Genomic DNA, 14,949 nt, shown 5'->3' on the forward strand with positions numbered 1-14,949 from the left:
TTAGCCCATGTACGGCTTCATTACTACTTAAAGGTATTATGCGTCAATTCACGGTAACCGTGATTTCTTGGCTTTCCGTGACTCCCGCTACGTTGATTAATTCGGCTTTGTAACGATAAGTTCCTGCGGTCTTACCCGATATCGGCGAGCTGGCCGATTGGGCGGAAGGCGTATTGGCAGTCAAGGATTGTGTATCGATGAGCACATCGTTCTCGTACAGCTTGTAGGTGGTGCCGTTCGTCCCCCACCATAAGTTCATGGTGACCTTGTAATCACCGTTCTTGTCCCAGTTATCGTGGGACAGCACCGGTTTGCCGGGATTCGCGTCCTTGACGGTAATCGTTAAGGGAACGCAGGCGGTGGCTCCTCGCCCGTTGCGGAGCTCGCAGGTATACACGTAGGTGCCGTTCGGCTTGCCTGACACGGTCGTGTCCGCGCTCTGGGCGCCGGGCGATCCGTCTGTCAACCGCTTCGTGTCGATGGCGACGCCGTTCTCGTACAGCGTGTAGCGCGTGCCGTTTTGACCCCACCACAGGTCCATCTTGATCTTGAAGTTGCCGTCATGCAGCCCGTTGGCGTGCCCGATGTTGCTGGACAACACCGCTTTTCCGGGGGCTGCGGCGGCACTCGGCGCGAGCGCGTTATGGGCGGCCAGCAAGCTTGCGGCAGCTGTGTCCACTTGCGCTTGCGTCGCGGCCGCGTCATCGTTCACCGCGATCGCTTGCGTCAAAGCCGTTTGCAGATCCGTCCAGGATGCCTGTGTATAGTCTTCTTCATACACGGACTGTACGGAGGAGATGTTGGCCGCAAGTACGGATTTATCGGTGGGTTCCTCCACTTTGATCAAGCCGAACCAATCTAGATTCGCCGATCCCAAGACGTTCCACATTTGAAGCAAGGTCGGTCCGGCGGGCAGGGTCACTTTCGTGTGCATCGTCAGCGCTTTCCAGTACTCCGGCTTCGTTCCCCAGTCCGTCGTCGTCGGGGCTTCCACCGAATACATTTTCCCGCCGATCTTCATTAATTTCGTCGAAATGCCGCTGGTCAAATCCCAACCGCCGACGTATTTCATGACCACGTCATATTGGCCGGCTTCCGGGACATTCAGCTGCCATGAGACGCTATGGCCGGGATTGTTCCAGCCGGACAATCCTTTGCCGCCCGACAAGAACGGACGCGACGAGTAAGGGACTACGGATCCGTTCTCGGATAGGATGTAATCTTCGGCTTCCGTGAACGCGTCAAGCTCCGCTTTGACCGCATCGTAGTCGCTCGTCGCGTCGGCCGACGTCTTCGCGCCGGAGCCTGCGGATCGCAGCTTTAACGTGCCGGTTGGATGCGGCAAGATGATCTTGGCGTTCGCTCCGATGAACATGAGCGGCTTCACGCCGCCAAGTCCTTCGAAGACGAGACCTTCGGGCGCTTCGATGACGTCAAATAGTCCCGCCGCGTTGGTGAGCTTTCCCCATGCGGCGATTCCGCCGTGTCCGTCGCCATAGGCGGACAATGTCACCGTGGATGCCACGCCGTTGATCTCTACGGACAGCGTCACAGGATCGGCCGGAGCCGGAGCCGGCACGTTGCTCAGGAGCAGCTTATGTTGACCCGGTTCCACGTTCACCGTCAGCGTATCTGCCGAGGTTGACCAATGGACGCCGCGCTTGTAGACGGATTCGGTCACGCTGCCGCCTTGCGGGATCGTTCGGTAGGCTTCGTCGAGCAGCGTCGTCACGCCGGATTTGTTCAGGTTCACTTGCAATTGTTTCGTTCCCATGATCGACAGCTCGTCGCCGGACAGGGCGACGGTCGCTGGCTGCGTATTGTCGATGAGCGTAACGCCGTCCATGCTCAGCTGGGTGCCGCCGACGAGCAGGATCGAATCGCTTTTGACAACGGCCGCAATGCCTTCGAACTGAATGCCGTCTGTGGTGGTCACGGCGCCGCTTTTTCCTTTGCGGATATAAACGGCAGTCCCATCGGCCAACTGAAGCTTTTGATAAGCGCCTTTATCCGTGCTGACGATTGGTTCCGGCGTTGATCCCACCTCATAAGGAACATACGTGGACACGATCGTCGCGCTCTCCGTCTTAGGCGTTACGAACGCAGCATGCTGCCGTACGCGTCCGTTGAAGCGGGTCGAATCCTCTGTACCGGGAGCTCTCTCAATCCCGTTGATGTCAATCGCTTTGTCCGTAACGGAAGCCGTCAAGCCGGGATAATACAGCCTTACCTGGAGAGCCGCACTATTCTGGATGATCGTGGCTCCGCTCTGATCGTCATCCAGCTTGAGATCCTTCTCCGCATGAAGCCAATACTCGAATTCGGAGCCGCCAGGCTCCCTGGCGTCCACATTATCGACGACCACAAATACACCCGGCTTCACGTAAATGATGCTTCGCTGAGCCTGATCGAGCCCGATATGATTCGGATCTGTGTTATAAGCTTGCGTGGCATCCCCGACCGCCGCGTCAAACGCTTTCGTGGTCGCGAAGCCCGTAATCTTTCCGGAAGCCGCCATATCGAAATTACGCTGTCCTTTTTTACCGCTGTACGTAATCGCATTATGGGCGAAGGTTTGTCTGGTAAAGTCTTGAAAATATTTAGAGCCGTATGAGTCGTAGAATCCGCCGTCTACCGTCAGCTCTTCGCCGAAAGCGTTAATGATGAGCGAGTTCTGATCTGCCATGCTGTGACTCCAGCTGCCATAAGGGCTGGATCGGAAATAGGCGGAAATCCGCTTCGGGTCGTAAAGGCTGGAGTGCATCGCCACGGCCCCGATATAATCGAAATATTTGGCCGTCGGCATTTCCACGGGCGGGCGCACCGGCAAGCTGTTGTCTACATATAGATAGGAGAACACATCATCCATTGAATACAGCCCCGTCCGCCCATACCATTGCATAACGGGATTTTGGAGCATCTTGGCGTTACGCAATATGCTAGTGTTGACCACGTTTCTTGCCATCTCATGAATACCGTCGCCGAAGACGCCGCTAACCTGGCCCACGGGGTACTCATACATCGGGAACCACGATTCGTTGCGCATGAATGCTTTCTGATAAATATTAAAACCGGTTGCCGCAAAGATGACATCCGCGAACCATTTGGCGTCAATGGCTGACCATTGCCAGTAGCCGACTCCGTTGCCCCATCCGCCGTCTTCGCCGCCCCATGGCGGCATCAAGTTAATGTAGGATGGGACCACGATGTTGAACCATTCCTGAGCCTTTTGAGAAACGAGTACGTTCGTGTTGACATCATTTACTTTGATGTTGACGGTTATGTCGTCGTGAAGCAAAGCCGTGGAGATGAGCGCCAGGTAGGCGTACACGGTCCAACCGTGGGAATCGTACGGCTTGGATGAAATCGGAAATCCGTCGTAGAGGACGTCTTCCGCAATCACCTGAGCCCGGTCCATGATCATCGTCAGCGCCGTGCTCTTGTCCTGCGGGCTCAGCAAATCGTAGATCCAGTCATAAGTCATGGCGCTTTTGCGCGCGATGTCCCGATGCAACTGATCATTTTTTTGATAGGTAGTCTCGCCTGTCCGGGTCTGCCAGGCCGCCAGGTTCAGTAACCGGCCTTTGGCGTAGTTGCCGTAGGCGGGATCTTGCGTGATGAGATAGATAAAAGCGGCGTTGAGCATTTTGTTCGTTACTGCCACCGACTGATCAAGCGCCGTGTCCTTATTGGTCGGTTCCGCCACGTAAGCCGTATCATTCAGGTTGACTTTCGAGAAAATGTGATCATATGTCGCCTTGCCGTCGCCGTTCTTTCTGGCGCGGAAGGCGGCGAGCTCGTCTTGGTCCGTCAGTATTCTCGGATGCGAGTGCGATACGTTGCCGAGCAGTTGGGAGACCGGCGGCACCGGGAACGGTACGGCATCCGGGTCGATGCGGAATTTACGCGCTTCGCTCCAGGCGGAATAGCCGTTCGTCTTATGGAAACGGACCCGCCAGAAATACGATTCGCCCGCCATGAACGTAATCGGGAAGTTATAGTAGTTGGTGGCAAGATCGTTTTTGGAATAGGCCACGTTCTGGAAGCCGATGTCCGTCGCGACCTGCAGTTCGTACTTATCCGCATCCTGGATCAATGGCCAGGCGAAATCCGGCGGGTTCTGGGTCGTCACGAATTGGTCGGCCGGTTGGAAGTTGCGGTAATCCGACGGCTTAAGCCCCGTTGGCCACTGGAGGGATTCGTCCGGCGTAGACGGCGTGTTCGAATCTGTCGCGGTCAGGGAAGCCTGGTCGAAATAAACGTCCGCCACGCCGGCCGCGGTCGTGGTAAGTTCCACTTGCAGGTCAGTCGTTCCTTCAGGCGGATCGGCCGTTAAGGTCAAGGTCTCCCAGCTTCCGGTACCCGTCGATTGGGCTTCCTCGGAGGGATGACCGGAGGAGCCGATGAAATGCAAAATCAATTTTCCGGCGCCCGAGACGGCATGCGTTTGGACGCTGACGTTGTATTTTTTACCCGTGACGACAGGCTGCGCCGGGCTTTTGACGCTGTAAACGTCGGTTATGGAGTTATCGGTGATATGCAAAGATCTGGCACCGTGCGTGCGATACGTGGCAGAGGTTACCGTCGCGATGCTGGACGTCAATCCGTTGTCGACGGCCGTCCATTGCGCAGGCCTTGTGCCGCTGGTCGTCTCAAAGCTCGAGTTGCCGAGTAGTTCGGTCGTCCGCAGCGATACGGCGTCGAAATAGGAGGTGCCTGTCCCGGCGGAGCTTGGAATGACGAGGAGAATTTGGATCCACGCGGTATTCGCCGGCGGCGTGTCGGTCACTTCGAGTGTCTGCCAGCCCGCCGCAACGTTTTTGGTGCTGCCCTTCTGGCTGATATACGCACTGTTGCCGTCCAAATAACGGAGAAGGATGGCTGCCGAGCCCGATATGACCTTTACTTGGGCGCTGGCTTGGTAGGTACCCGGGGAATAGGGCATCTTCGGACTGGTGACATCCGCAGCGGAGCTGGTCGTATTATCGACCAGCTTGATGCTCCGGCTCCCCTCGTAAAACGCATCGGATGCCGATCCGGACGTGATGCCGGCAGCGGAAAACACCGTCCAGTTCGTCGGTAGTCCATTGGTGTCCAGCGTTTCGAAACCCGGATTGGCGACGAGCTCCGGCCCCATGACCGGGTTCGCCCCCGCAGCGCTGGCGACAGGCGAAGTAAACAGATTCAGGATCAGACTGATGAACATGACGAATACGAGAATTACGGAAACTCTGCGCTGACTATTGTTGTTGGCCAAATTAAATCGCCTCCCATTGAATGTGAACGTGAATGGCAAGATAGCCTAAACCCATGCCCCTCCTTCTGATAAGAATGGTATTTTATGAGAATCTTTCTTGAAATCGTCCCCCTATTTTAAAGCGTTACATTCAGGATGGACATTCACTATCCTCTCGCGAAATATCCTATTTCATCGAAATCGTGAAAGCGCTAACAGGAATAACGGGTAGTCTAAAGAAATGGATAAATCCTGGTCTTTCCGCCTCCGGACCCAGCTGCAGTCGCAACAACCTTCAACTTGACATCGGTCTATGACAAGAAACTGGTCCCTAAAACAAAAAAAGCCGCGACTATCGCGGCTTCGAATGGGACAAGGTTTTTGACCTCCGACAGCTTTCGTTACGAACCTCTAAATTAAAGCTTAACCATCAAGCAACGTCATCTGTTCGTCCATGTATCGAGTGCCTTGGGCAACGTTCTTAGGACTAACACGCTCGATGCGCAGAAGATCTTCATTCGAGAGGATAACATCCACGGATGCGACGTTTTCCTCTAAATACTTGATTCGTTTTGTACCTGGAATCGGCAGCGCTCCTTTGGCGATCGTCCAGGCGATGGCCAATTGAGAGGGCGAACAGTTTTTCTCAATTGCGATCTCCTTGATCTTATCGACGATCGCTATATTCTTGCGGAAGTTCTCTCCCTGGAACCGAGGCATCCATCGGCGAAGATCGTCGGCAGCCAAATCCTCGAACGTACGAAGTTCGCCGGAGATAAAGCCTCTGCTGAGCGGACTGTATGCAACATGAGTGATCCCTAGCTCTTTTGCAGCTGGAAGAATCTCATCTTCGATGTCACGGCTCCATAATGAGTATTCGCTCTCCAGCGCGGAAATTGGATGCACGGCATGGGCCCGGCGAATGGTGGAAGCAGAAGCTTCGGACAGACCGAGAGCCCGAACTTTGCCCGCTTTGATCAGGTCGGCCATTGCCCCGACTGTCTCTTCGATCGGAATTTGAGGGTCGACCCGGTGCTGGTAATACAGATCGATGTAATCTGTCTTTAAGCGACGCAGGCTATCCTCTACTGCCCTCTTAACGTAATCGGGATGGCCACTAAGGCTCTCGTAATTGGGGGTGTAAGAGAACTTGGTCGCAATAACAGCTTGCTCTCGACGTCCCCGGATGGCCTTTCCAAGCAACTCTTCGTTGTGACCGTTTCCGTAAACGTCGGCTGTATCGAATAATGTGACGCCTAAATCCAGAGCGCGGTGAATCGTCTTCATAGAAATCTCATCGTTTGTCTCGCCATACATTCCCGGAGACATGCCCATGATGCCAAGACCGATCGCAGATAAGATAATGTCGCTATTGCCCAATGCGCTTTGATTCATTCCGATATCCCTCATTCTCGTTGAATTGATTGGTTGTGTCGATCTTCCATTTGATTCAGCAATCTGCTCTCGGAGGGAAGCCCTCCTCCCTCCATATCTTCGTAGATGGCAAGCTTGTTATTGACGGCATCAAGGGCTTCAGCCAATTCATGCTGGCGGCGGAACAATTCTTCTTTGTACTGGTTTAAGATCGCTTTTCTCTGCGGGATCGTGGCATCGCCGTCTAATGCGAGGTTAACCATCTGCTTCATCAAGGAAATTTTCATTCCTGTAGCTCGGAAGCACGTCATTAACCGTATCCAATCCAAGTGATCCTGCTCGAATAGACGATTCCCGTGCAGATCTCGCTTAATGAAAGGAAGTAATCCCTCCTTCTCGTAGAACCGAATCGTATGCGCAGGGCAACCAAGCCGCTCCGATGCCTCTTTGATTGTATATGCCATATGGATACTCTCTCCTTTTCAGAAAGGCGGCTAGGTCTTTATGAGCTTAAGCCTTAAAGTACACTTTAAGGCAAGAGTAGTTTTGAAACAATCTGCCCGTGAGTATCAGCGCAGATTATGGACGCTCGCCTAGCATTCCTTGTGGCTATTTATCATATCACTCAGCCAATCTTCTCTTTCGACGATTAGACTTATCTGTGCTTTAATGATCCCGCTCCGCCCGGCCAATCGCCTCATTTGGTTTTGCATGAATTTGGAATTACATAAGACGACGACTTGCTCACAACGAGGCAGGAACCATCGCAGTAGTTCCTCCCATTTCTCTTTGACATCATGTTGAAACACGATGGGTTGTCCGTGAATCATCATCATTCGATGATCTATTCGCAGATTGACTTTACCGGAAACGATCTTTAAGCAGGCGTTTTTCAGATCCGCGGCGATTTGTCTCATTTCTACTAGATTGATTGGGCCGTTAACTTGCCAAGCGATGAGATTTTCCGCAGTATCGACACAATAGTTGAATCGGTCCTGAAATGGCCGCTCCAGCTCATTTTTGAGAGATACCGAATGGAGGGGAAACCGTTCGTGATGGAAAAAATAGCTGATATCCACATCCAGCGAATGGCACAGCAGTTCTATATTTTTAAGTGAGATATTGCGAATACCACGCTCTACTCCGCCGATATAGGTGCGGTCCAACCCCGAACGGGCGGCGATCATTTCCTGTGACATATTCGACCGCAGCCGCAGTTCTTTCAGGCGCAATCCGAAATCCTTTAAAATACTTATAGAGAAGCATTCCTCAGTGCGTATATCCATGTAGCCCCCCGCCCCCCCTTGCTAATCGTTGATTCAAGACAGAACCGACGAAGATAAGCTTTGAAGGGGTGCCTCCTTCGCAGTCCGATGCGGATAGCGTAACACGGACACAGCCTAGGAGGCGCTATCCTTTCGGATAGATCGATAGTATACTTTCCGTTAAAATAGAAGGGTGCTTTTTTCGCATGACGGATACGTACGGGGAGCGCGACTAGCGCGGAGATTAGTCTAGAGGCCTTCGATTCCTTCGCCCCTACGTGGCAGTACTACATGCACTTTCATAAGGGATGGTACGTCTTACAGAATGAAGGCAGATGAAAACGTAATCACATGGAAGAAAAGAAAGGAAAAGCAGGCCGAGATGGCCTGCTTTTCCTCTTGCAGAGCGACGCCTTCGACCGTCATTCCGTGAATCCAATAGATCACACTTTTGGCGGCCGCCGCTTAATACTGGATCGCGCCGATGCTCGGGCTCGTCGGGTTCCACGGGTTGCCGTAGTAATCGACAAATCCGGTACCGAACGCCGCAATATAGGCATTCGAGCCGGCAGCTTTAAATGGCGAGCTGCCAGTCAAATGAAAGTCGCGATTTGCATAGTTGACGAATAGAAAATCTCCTGCCGCGTTATTATTACAGGTGTCTAACGGATACGTCGTTTCGCACGCATTCAGATTGGCGAGAGTAGCGTTTGAAATATTTTTGTAGCGAGCGACTGTGGTGCTGGAATCCCAGAACGCGTTATTATTCACCGTAAGCGTCCCGGTCACTTCGTTCGAAACATTCAAAGCCACTGGCAAATAGCTCGTATCGTCAGCGTATTGACCAATGAGGTTATTGGCGATATGAATATTTTTTACCGTACCTTTGGTATTATTGTAGTCCCTCACTTCAAGCGCGTATCCATCGGTATCCACAATCGTATTGTTAACAATAAATAAGTTTTGAGATTCCAGATCGGTTACTGCTGTACTGCCTTTTTCAGGCACCGGCCAAGGGCCGACGTCCATCGCAAAAGGCTGCTTTGTCGGCTTAGGGGTTTCAGTGATACCGACAAAAATATTGCTGTAGAATTGATTATCCTTTCCTCCAACGTGACTTGTGGCTTGGAAATCATGAAAATAGTTTCGACGAATAATATTATGGGTCGTTTTACCCGGTAATCCGATCACGCCAAAGGCATGCATGTAGTCGGAGTTGCCTGACGACACGTCATTCAATTCGACAATCACGTTGTGAACGCCATGAGTTCGGTTCGTGCCTTGCCATAAACTAGTTTCCAATGAAATGCCGCCATGACCGAAATTAAGGATCGTATTTCCACGAATGAGTCCGCCTTCAACCGCATCGAGGAGACTGATGCCTTCTCCGCCATAGGGGACGTTGTTCGTATAATTTTCTTCATGCGACCACACCTTGTCGATCACATTGTTCGTTATGACAAGGTCGGACACGTACTGATCCCATTGCTGCTGGGTAGGATTGGGATTACTAGCGGTTAACGGATCCCTATTAAAAGCCCGAATCCCGTTCTGATAGACTTGCCGGATCGTATTATTATGGATCGTGATATGGGAGCTCGGCGCGTCGATATCGACGACTCCCCCTTTAATATCCAGATCCTGAATCGTTACATAATGGGTATTTTTCATCAAAACAGGTACAATATCGTTGCCGGTCAGCTCTACGTTTTGCGGCGCGCCGGTCGCTGAGCCGACGTAGACCCAGCCGCTATTCGCGTACCATTCGTAAGGCTGGTCGACTGCCGTTTCGTTCGCGGTCGTATCGATTGTATTCACCTTGAATTTGGATATGCCGTTGACGAACAAGCGAAGCGTGCCGATTCCGCTCGTGGGAATGGAATGCTTCCATCGGTTTGCGCCATCGGACACCCAACCGGTATTGCTAATTAAATACGTGATCGAAATAATGGGCTTCGCTCCGCTGCCGTACGCCCCGATCAATATGGGGTCGGTGCTGGTTCCCGATTTGCCGTGTAAATTGATCGATCCTCCGATATTCGTTCCGGAGCCGTTCACACTGTTTCTGTACCAAGCATCTCCGCGTTTGAAAAGAATCGTATTCCCAGGTGTTAGCAGTGCGTTCGCTGCCGACATCGATTGTTTTGGCGTTGAGGGGGACGTACCGTTATTGCCATCATTTCCTGACGTGGAAAAATAATAGGTCGTACCCATTGCCGAAGCCACCTTTGGCTGCAGCACGACAATATCGCATAATGCAAATACCAACAGAAGTAGGGCGAGACAGGTCGACTTAAAGCTCAAGCTTTTCCATCTACGGGAGATCATCATCGTTCACTCCTCCTAAAATGTTTGTTCGAGCAAGCCTGACTGACGCTTTGGATCCGTGTCAATTTGATGTAATCTGCTCTATCTTGAAGAGAGGGCGATCACCTGCCTTGTCGAACGGTCGTTCGAGGAATATCTATATAAAGCCAACCATGCTGCTTCTGCTCGTATAAGTCGAGCGAGCGGCAGGATGACGGAATCATGGTAACGATCAGCTTTATTATAGTGGAAACGCTTTCAAATTTATCCCTGTTAAACTTTCGATTTCATGGAGGAAATTAAGCTGTCCCCTCCCCGTCCATCTCTTATGCAATGACATACCACTATGAGCGAGCATGAAAAAGCATTTCGTGGTACGAAATGCTTTGTATGTCATCTATTTTAGCTTGAGGACCATTCCGCTTTTGAATGGCCCTTAAATAACTCTCTCGCAAATTATTTTTTCTTTATCGGTATCCAAATCTCCGCAGTAGCACTTCCTGCCATCCCATAGTACATTTCGAAGCTTGGGCCTTCAGCCTGTTCATATTCAGATGTCGGAAACCACTCGGAATATATGCGTACCCATAGTTTTTGCAAATCATATAGCGGATCCGGGAAGATCGCCCACGTTAATGCCGGCACAGAAAGTTTTGTAAATTTCTCCGGCAGCTCAAGTCCCTTTGGCAGATTGTAGCAGATCATATATTTGAAAGATTCTTTCGTATGATCATATAAGGCAGCGTGTAAAACGGTGTCACCGAAACGTCCGAGCAACTCGTTCAATTGTTTAACGCTTCCATCATCGTCACATTTTTTTCGGAATTCAGGAACTTCCATAAAGGCTGTTTGCTGGTCGTCATTAATAAGGCCATAAACTCCAAACATCTCAAACGACTCTCTTTGTTCAATCCGGTAATTCATCTCGACATCTCCTCTTATGGAAATATGAAAGGAGAGACGAGGAAAAGCTTTTAGAGAGACGCCATTTTCCCGTGCCGATACCGGCACGATACCATGCAGGGCCTTAAACGCCCTTGCGAACGCTTCCGGCGAGTCGTATCCGTACTTCATAGCTACATCGATGACCTTTATATCCGTTGTCTGTAGATCAAAGGCTGCCAAGGTCAAGCGTCGGCGTCGAATGTACTCGGATAAGGGGAATCCCGTGATGAATGGAAACATTCGTTGAAAATGATAAGTAGAGCAGCAAGCGATCTGCGCAATTTTTTCATAGGAGATACTCTCCGTCAAATTCGATTCGATATAATCGATGGCATTATTCATTCTGTCCAGCCAATCCATCGTTCTCCCTCCCTTCGAGATCAATCTTACCGTGGATTTTGAATGAATGCCGTGCATGGTCTGCACGAGAAAGTCAGTTGACGATTCACAGCGAATGACCTTTGCTGATAGATTCTTTCGTCCGTTTGTACATTGACTATAACTGGATTTCCTAAACAAAAAAAGCCGCATGATATGCGACTTTTCCATATGAGGTTACATCCCCAAATTTTCGATCCTGTTCATGAAGCTTGTAATATCGTTGATCGTTGAGATAAACGGTGAGTTCAGCAGCTGATCGAGCGCCAGATTGCCGCTAGCCAACACTTGATTGATCTCGTCTAAGAGCACCTGATTTTTTTCGACTATTTGTTGGTGTAGATCGGTGGCAATGGCCGGGGCATCAATCAGATTAAACTGTTCGATTTCTTTCTTTAATGCCGTTAATTGATTTTCTAGCTCTTGCTTGGTTTCAGGATTCGTTGCGGCATCTTGGATCTGTTGAGGGGCTTGTTCAGCGAAATCGGCCAAGTTGTTCAAGTGCTGCTTAGCTTGATCGGCGTATTGCAGGGAGTTGTTTGCTTCTTGAAATAAAGAACAAGCGCTTAGCGTCATCGTGGACAGAACCAGTACTAGCATCATCCATTTCCTCATGGAGTGACCTCTTCCTTTCCTAACGCAATCTTTTTCTTAATTTTTACTTATTTACGTTTGTCAAGGAAAAAGGGTTTCATTCCCGTAGGTGAGGTTATTCCGGTTCCCGTCAATGTCTGACGCGTTGCGTAGTTGATAAAAACAAAAACAAAACACCGTGCAAGTAGCCCCCCGAAGCGGCACTTGCACGGTGTCCGTTCATTTAGCGTTTGCAAGCTGTTGAGCCGCCAACGCGATAAACATAAAGTGCGACGAGCCGCCTCCCAGCACATATTCCACCTGCTGCCACAAATAAGGGAACACCAGCAGTTCAGGGAAATCGGGACGGATCAGCGCGGTACCGGATATAACGCCGCCCGGAATATACGACCAATCGGCGCGGTTGAGTCCATACCCGACGGTTGCCGATTTGGCGCCTACGCCCGACGCAAACGACATCGTATTGGAGCCCGGATGGCATCCCAAAACAAAGTTAAGGGCATTAAAGATCATCTCGGAATCAAATATCTCAGGATAAGCGCGGTGCAGGAAATAGTATTCATATCCCAGCTTCTGGATGCCCCATCCCGCTCCCCAGATATGCGGGCGATAAGGGATCCCGTAAGGCGTTTCAGCGCTTTGTCGCGCAAACTGCTCCTTCAAGGCCGGCAAAGCATCGCGGATCTTCTTAGAAAACCCGGCGTCATTCATCTTGATCTCGGCTCGTGCGACCAACCAGCCCAGCTGATCGATCGACGCGACGATAAAATCGGCTTCGGTCAGCAAGAAGTCTTGGTATTCTTGCTCGCCGGTCGTCAGGTATAATTCTGCTGCAGCATGTATTTTGGCCGTTCTGGCATCGCTTGTCCCGTTCGTAACCTTAAAAATCTCGCGAGCCGCTTCTAAGGATTGTTCGCTTAACGTAGCGTTGAACGCTTTTAAAGCGCGGGAAGCGGCCGCCAGATGAGCGGCGGTCGACAATTCGCGCGGCGGATTGTCTTCGGTGAATACCCAGCGTTCCGAAGCCATGCTTGCGCTGTCGCCAAGGTGAACGTATTGCCGAAGATCGTTCTCGATAATCCCCCGATAAAGCCGTCCTAATGCGCGATAGGCGCCCACGACGGACAAGACGCCGTGCTCGATCTGCTGCAGAATATCGTTCTTGCCGTCGGGCTGGTGAATTTCGACGATTCGCTTGTCCTGATCGACGGTAGTCGCATCGTAATCCACATTAAAGGCTTCGTACGCGAGGGTCAGGGTATAGAATTCACCGGACTGCGACTCTACGCGGAGGTCAAAGTCGCCGGCATCGTGCCAGCCGCCCACGTTCAGACCCGGAACGAAGTCGCCCGGTTTGTAGTCGGTCAGCGTAGACGGACCTTGCTCATATCCGTCAAAGTGATTCAGATTGACCGGAGCCATCCGGGCATCATGTTCATGACAGTCTCCATGCCACACGCGATATTTTTCGCTTACCCGCATATGGCACATTTGTACGGGAAGAAAATACTCCAGCACCGGCTGCCAGACGCCTCGATCGTATACGTCGCCGGCGATCCGGAAGACGGACGACGCCGAAGAACCATATTGGACCTTGTACAGCCCTTCCTCCTTGATATCCGTAAATTCGAACTTCAAGTAGCGATAGCGGAGGAAGGGTCCCCATTCCTCTCCTTCAGACGAGAAGACTTCTTTTTCTCCGTTCTCCGTTATTTTGTAAAGAACAAGCTTCTCGCGCTGGTGGGCGCGTTGGTCAAGTTCAATGATCGCCGTCTTCGTTTGGTTGGGATGATACCCGACCTGCGAAGTTTGCACGACGGCCGGATAGATCCAATCTACGACGACATGGGGCGTAATGACCCATTCAATCGCACGGTCGGTAGCGCCAGCCGGCACTTCGCTGCTAATCACAAACCAGCCGTTGTTGTGGTTCATGCGTCCATCGTATAACATTAGTTCCGTCCCCTGGCTCTCGATGGTAAAGCGGTTGTAAGGATCGTCGGGCCGCACCGTAAAACGTTTTCCAATCGCATACGGCTGTGCGATGAGATCGTCGGCAACGATGGGGTTGTATTCCGCGTTGTTGCCGGACAGAAGTTTAATATCCGCTTTCGCATCGGGCTCGCTATAGTTCCCGGGATACGCATGATTGGACGGCTGCGACAATACCGGACCGTTCGGCTGCTCCGGAAAAATGCCCGAATGGTTGTCCATGATCCAAGGCTTGCCGAACAGCGCGCCGGGAAACAGCTCCAGGTTAAAACAGATTTTGCCGACGAACTTGTCCGGGATCGGTCGATCCAAATGAACGGTCACTTTGACCGACGCGCCTTCGCCCTGGACGATGACCTTGTAATTGAACTCGAAATCCGGATAGATCATCGGATTAAAGCCTTTTAAGTGCTTCGAGGCGTCCGGGAAACGCAGCGAAGTGGTAATCGAATTCGCCGATTCATCCAGCTCGCGCTCGCCCTGCTTGGGTACCGGCTGCCATTGTCCGGGCGTCTGCTCGAAGCGTATGTCCCCGTTCGTAGCGACGCGATTGCCGTGCATGATGATGCTTACGCCGGATTGATGCCCTTCCGGATAAATATCGTCGAAGGCCATGACATCCACGCCCAAGTTTTGAAAATAGCCGTTGGCCTGGTTTAACCTGAACCCCTGATGGTCGAAGCTCGTGGAATCGCTTCCTTTTCCCATGATGTGCTTGCGCCTCCTTATGTAGACTCCTGACCCTGATCATAATATAGCCGAGGTCCTCATGCACAGGTAAATACCGGGAATATCGAAGTTGCTGAATGACGGCTGGTGGGCCGCCATATGTTCGCTTCCCTGAAGCACGGAAGCAGC

The 14,949-nt window shown here is 51.6% G+C and carries 8 protein-coding genes; all 8 read right to left on the minus strand.

Annotated elements, in window-relative coordinates; translation table 11 throughout:
* Positions 1-43: 43 nt before the first annotated feature.
* Entirely contained in the window at positions 44-5,257 is a 5,214-nt protein-coding gene (locus PQG80_RS23475; RefSeq protein WP_271754090.1) for a DUF4962 domain-containing protein, read from the minus strand.
* Between the two features lie 402 nt (positions 5,258-5,659).
* A complete protein-coding gene (locus tag PQG80_RS23480) occupies positions 5,660-6,631 on the minus strand; it encodes an aldo/keto reductase (protein ID WP_271754091.1) in 972 nt (323 codons plus the stop codon).
* Between the two features lie 11 nt (positions 6,632-6,642).
* The gene (locus tag PQG80_RS23485; protein WP_271754092.1) at positions 6,643-7,074 is read right to left on the minus strand and encodes a MerR family transcriptional regulator; all 432 of its coding nucleotides are present in this window, start codon (positions 7,072-7,074) and stop codon (positions 6,643-6,645) included.
* A gap of 129 nt (positions 7,075-7,203) precedes the next feature.
* Positions 7,204-7,896, minus strand: coding sequence for a helix-turn-helix domain-containing protein (locus PQG80_RS23490; RefSeq protein WP_271754093.1), 693 nt, complete (start codon positions 7,894-7,896; stop codon positions 7,204-7,206).
* A 444-nt stretch (positions 7,897-8,340) separates the two neighbouring features.
* Complete coding sequence (locus PQG80_RS23495) at positions 8,341-10,206, minus strand: right-handed parallel beta-helix repeat-containing protein (RefSeq protein ID WP_271754094.1); 1,866 nt, start codon at positions 10,204-10,206, stop codon at positions 8,341-8,343.
* Positions 10,207-10,638: 432 nt separating this feature from the next.
* A complete protein-coding gene (locus PQG80_RS23500) occupies positions 10,639-11,487 on the minus strand; it encodes an AraC family transcriptional regulator (protein WP_271754095.1) in 849 nt (282 codons plus the stop codon).
* A 195-nt stretch (positions 11,488-11,682) separates the two neighbouring features.
* The gene (locus tag PQG80_RS23505) at positions 11,683-12,120 is read right to left on the minus strand and encodes a DUF6376 family protein (RefSeq protein WP_271754096.1); all 438 of its coding nucleotides are present in this window, start codon (positions 12,118-12,120) and stop codon (positions 11,683-11,685) included.
* 198 nt (positions 12,121-12,318) lie between these two features.
* Entirely contained in the window at positions 12,319-14,706 is a 2,388-nt protein-coding gene (locus PQG80_RS23510) for a glycoside hydrolase family 9 protein (protein ID WP_271754097.1), read from the minus strand.
* Between the last annotated feature and the right edge of the window lie 243 nt (positions 14,707-14,949).

The organism is Cohnella rhizoplanae, from assembly GCF_948329515.1.
Classification (GTDB): Bacteria; Bacillota; Bacilli; order Paenibacillales; family Paenibacillaceae; genus Cohnella; species Cohnella rhizoplanae.

What these genes read in the sequence shown, in the direction of transcription:
- PQG80_RS23480 (WP_271754091.1), bottom strand. Translation starts at nt 6,631, where the DNA reads ATGAATCAAAGCGCATTGGGCAATAGCGACATTATCTTATCTGCGATC.
- PQG80_RS23485 (WP_271754092.1), bottom strand. Translation starts at nt 7,074, where the DNA reads ATGGCATATACAATCAAAGAGGCATCGGAGCGGCTTGGTTGCCCTGCG.
- PQG80_RS23490 (WP_271754093.1), bottom strand. Translation starts at nt 7,896, where the DNA reads ATGGATATACGCACTGAGGAATGCTTCTCTATAAGTATTTTAAAGGAT.
- PQG80_RS23495 (WP_271754094.1), bottom strand. Translation starts at nt 10,206, where the DNA reads ATGATGATCTCCCGTAGATGGAAAAGCTTGAGCTTTAAGTCGACCTGT.
- PQG80_RS23500 (WP_271754095.1), bottom strand. Translation starts at nt 11,487, where the DNA reads ATGGATTGGCTGGACAGAATGAATAATGCCATCGATTATATCGAATCG.
- PQG80_RS23505 (WP_271754096.1), bottom strand. Translation starts at nt 12,120, where the DNA reads ATGAGGAAATGGATGATGCTAGTACTGGTTCTGTCCACGATGACGCTA.
- PQG80_RS23510 (WP_271754097.1), bottom strand. Translation starts at nt 14,706, where the DNA reads ATGGCCTTCGACGATATTTATCCGGAAGGGCATCAATCCGGCGTAAGC.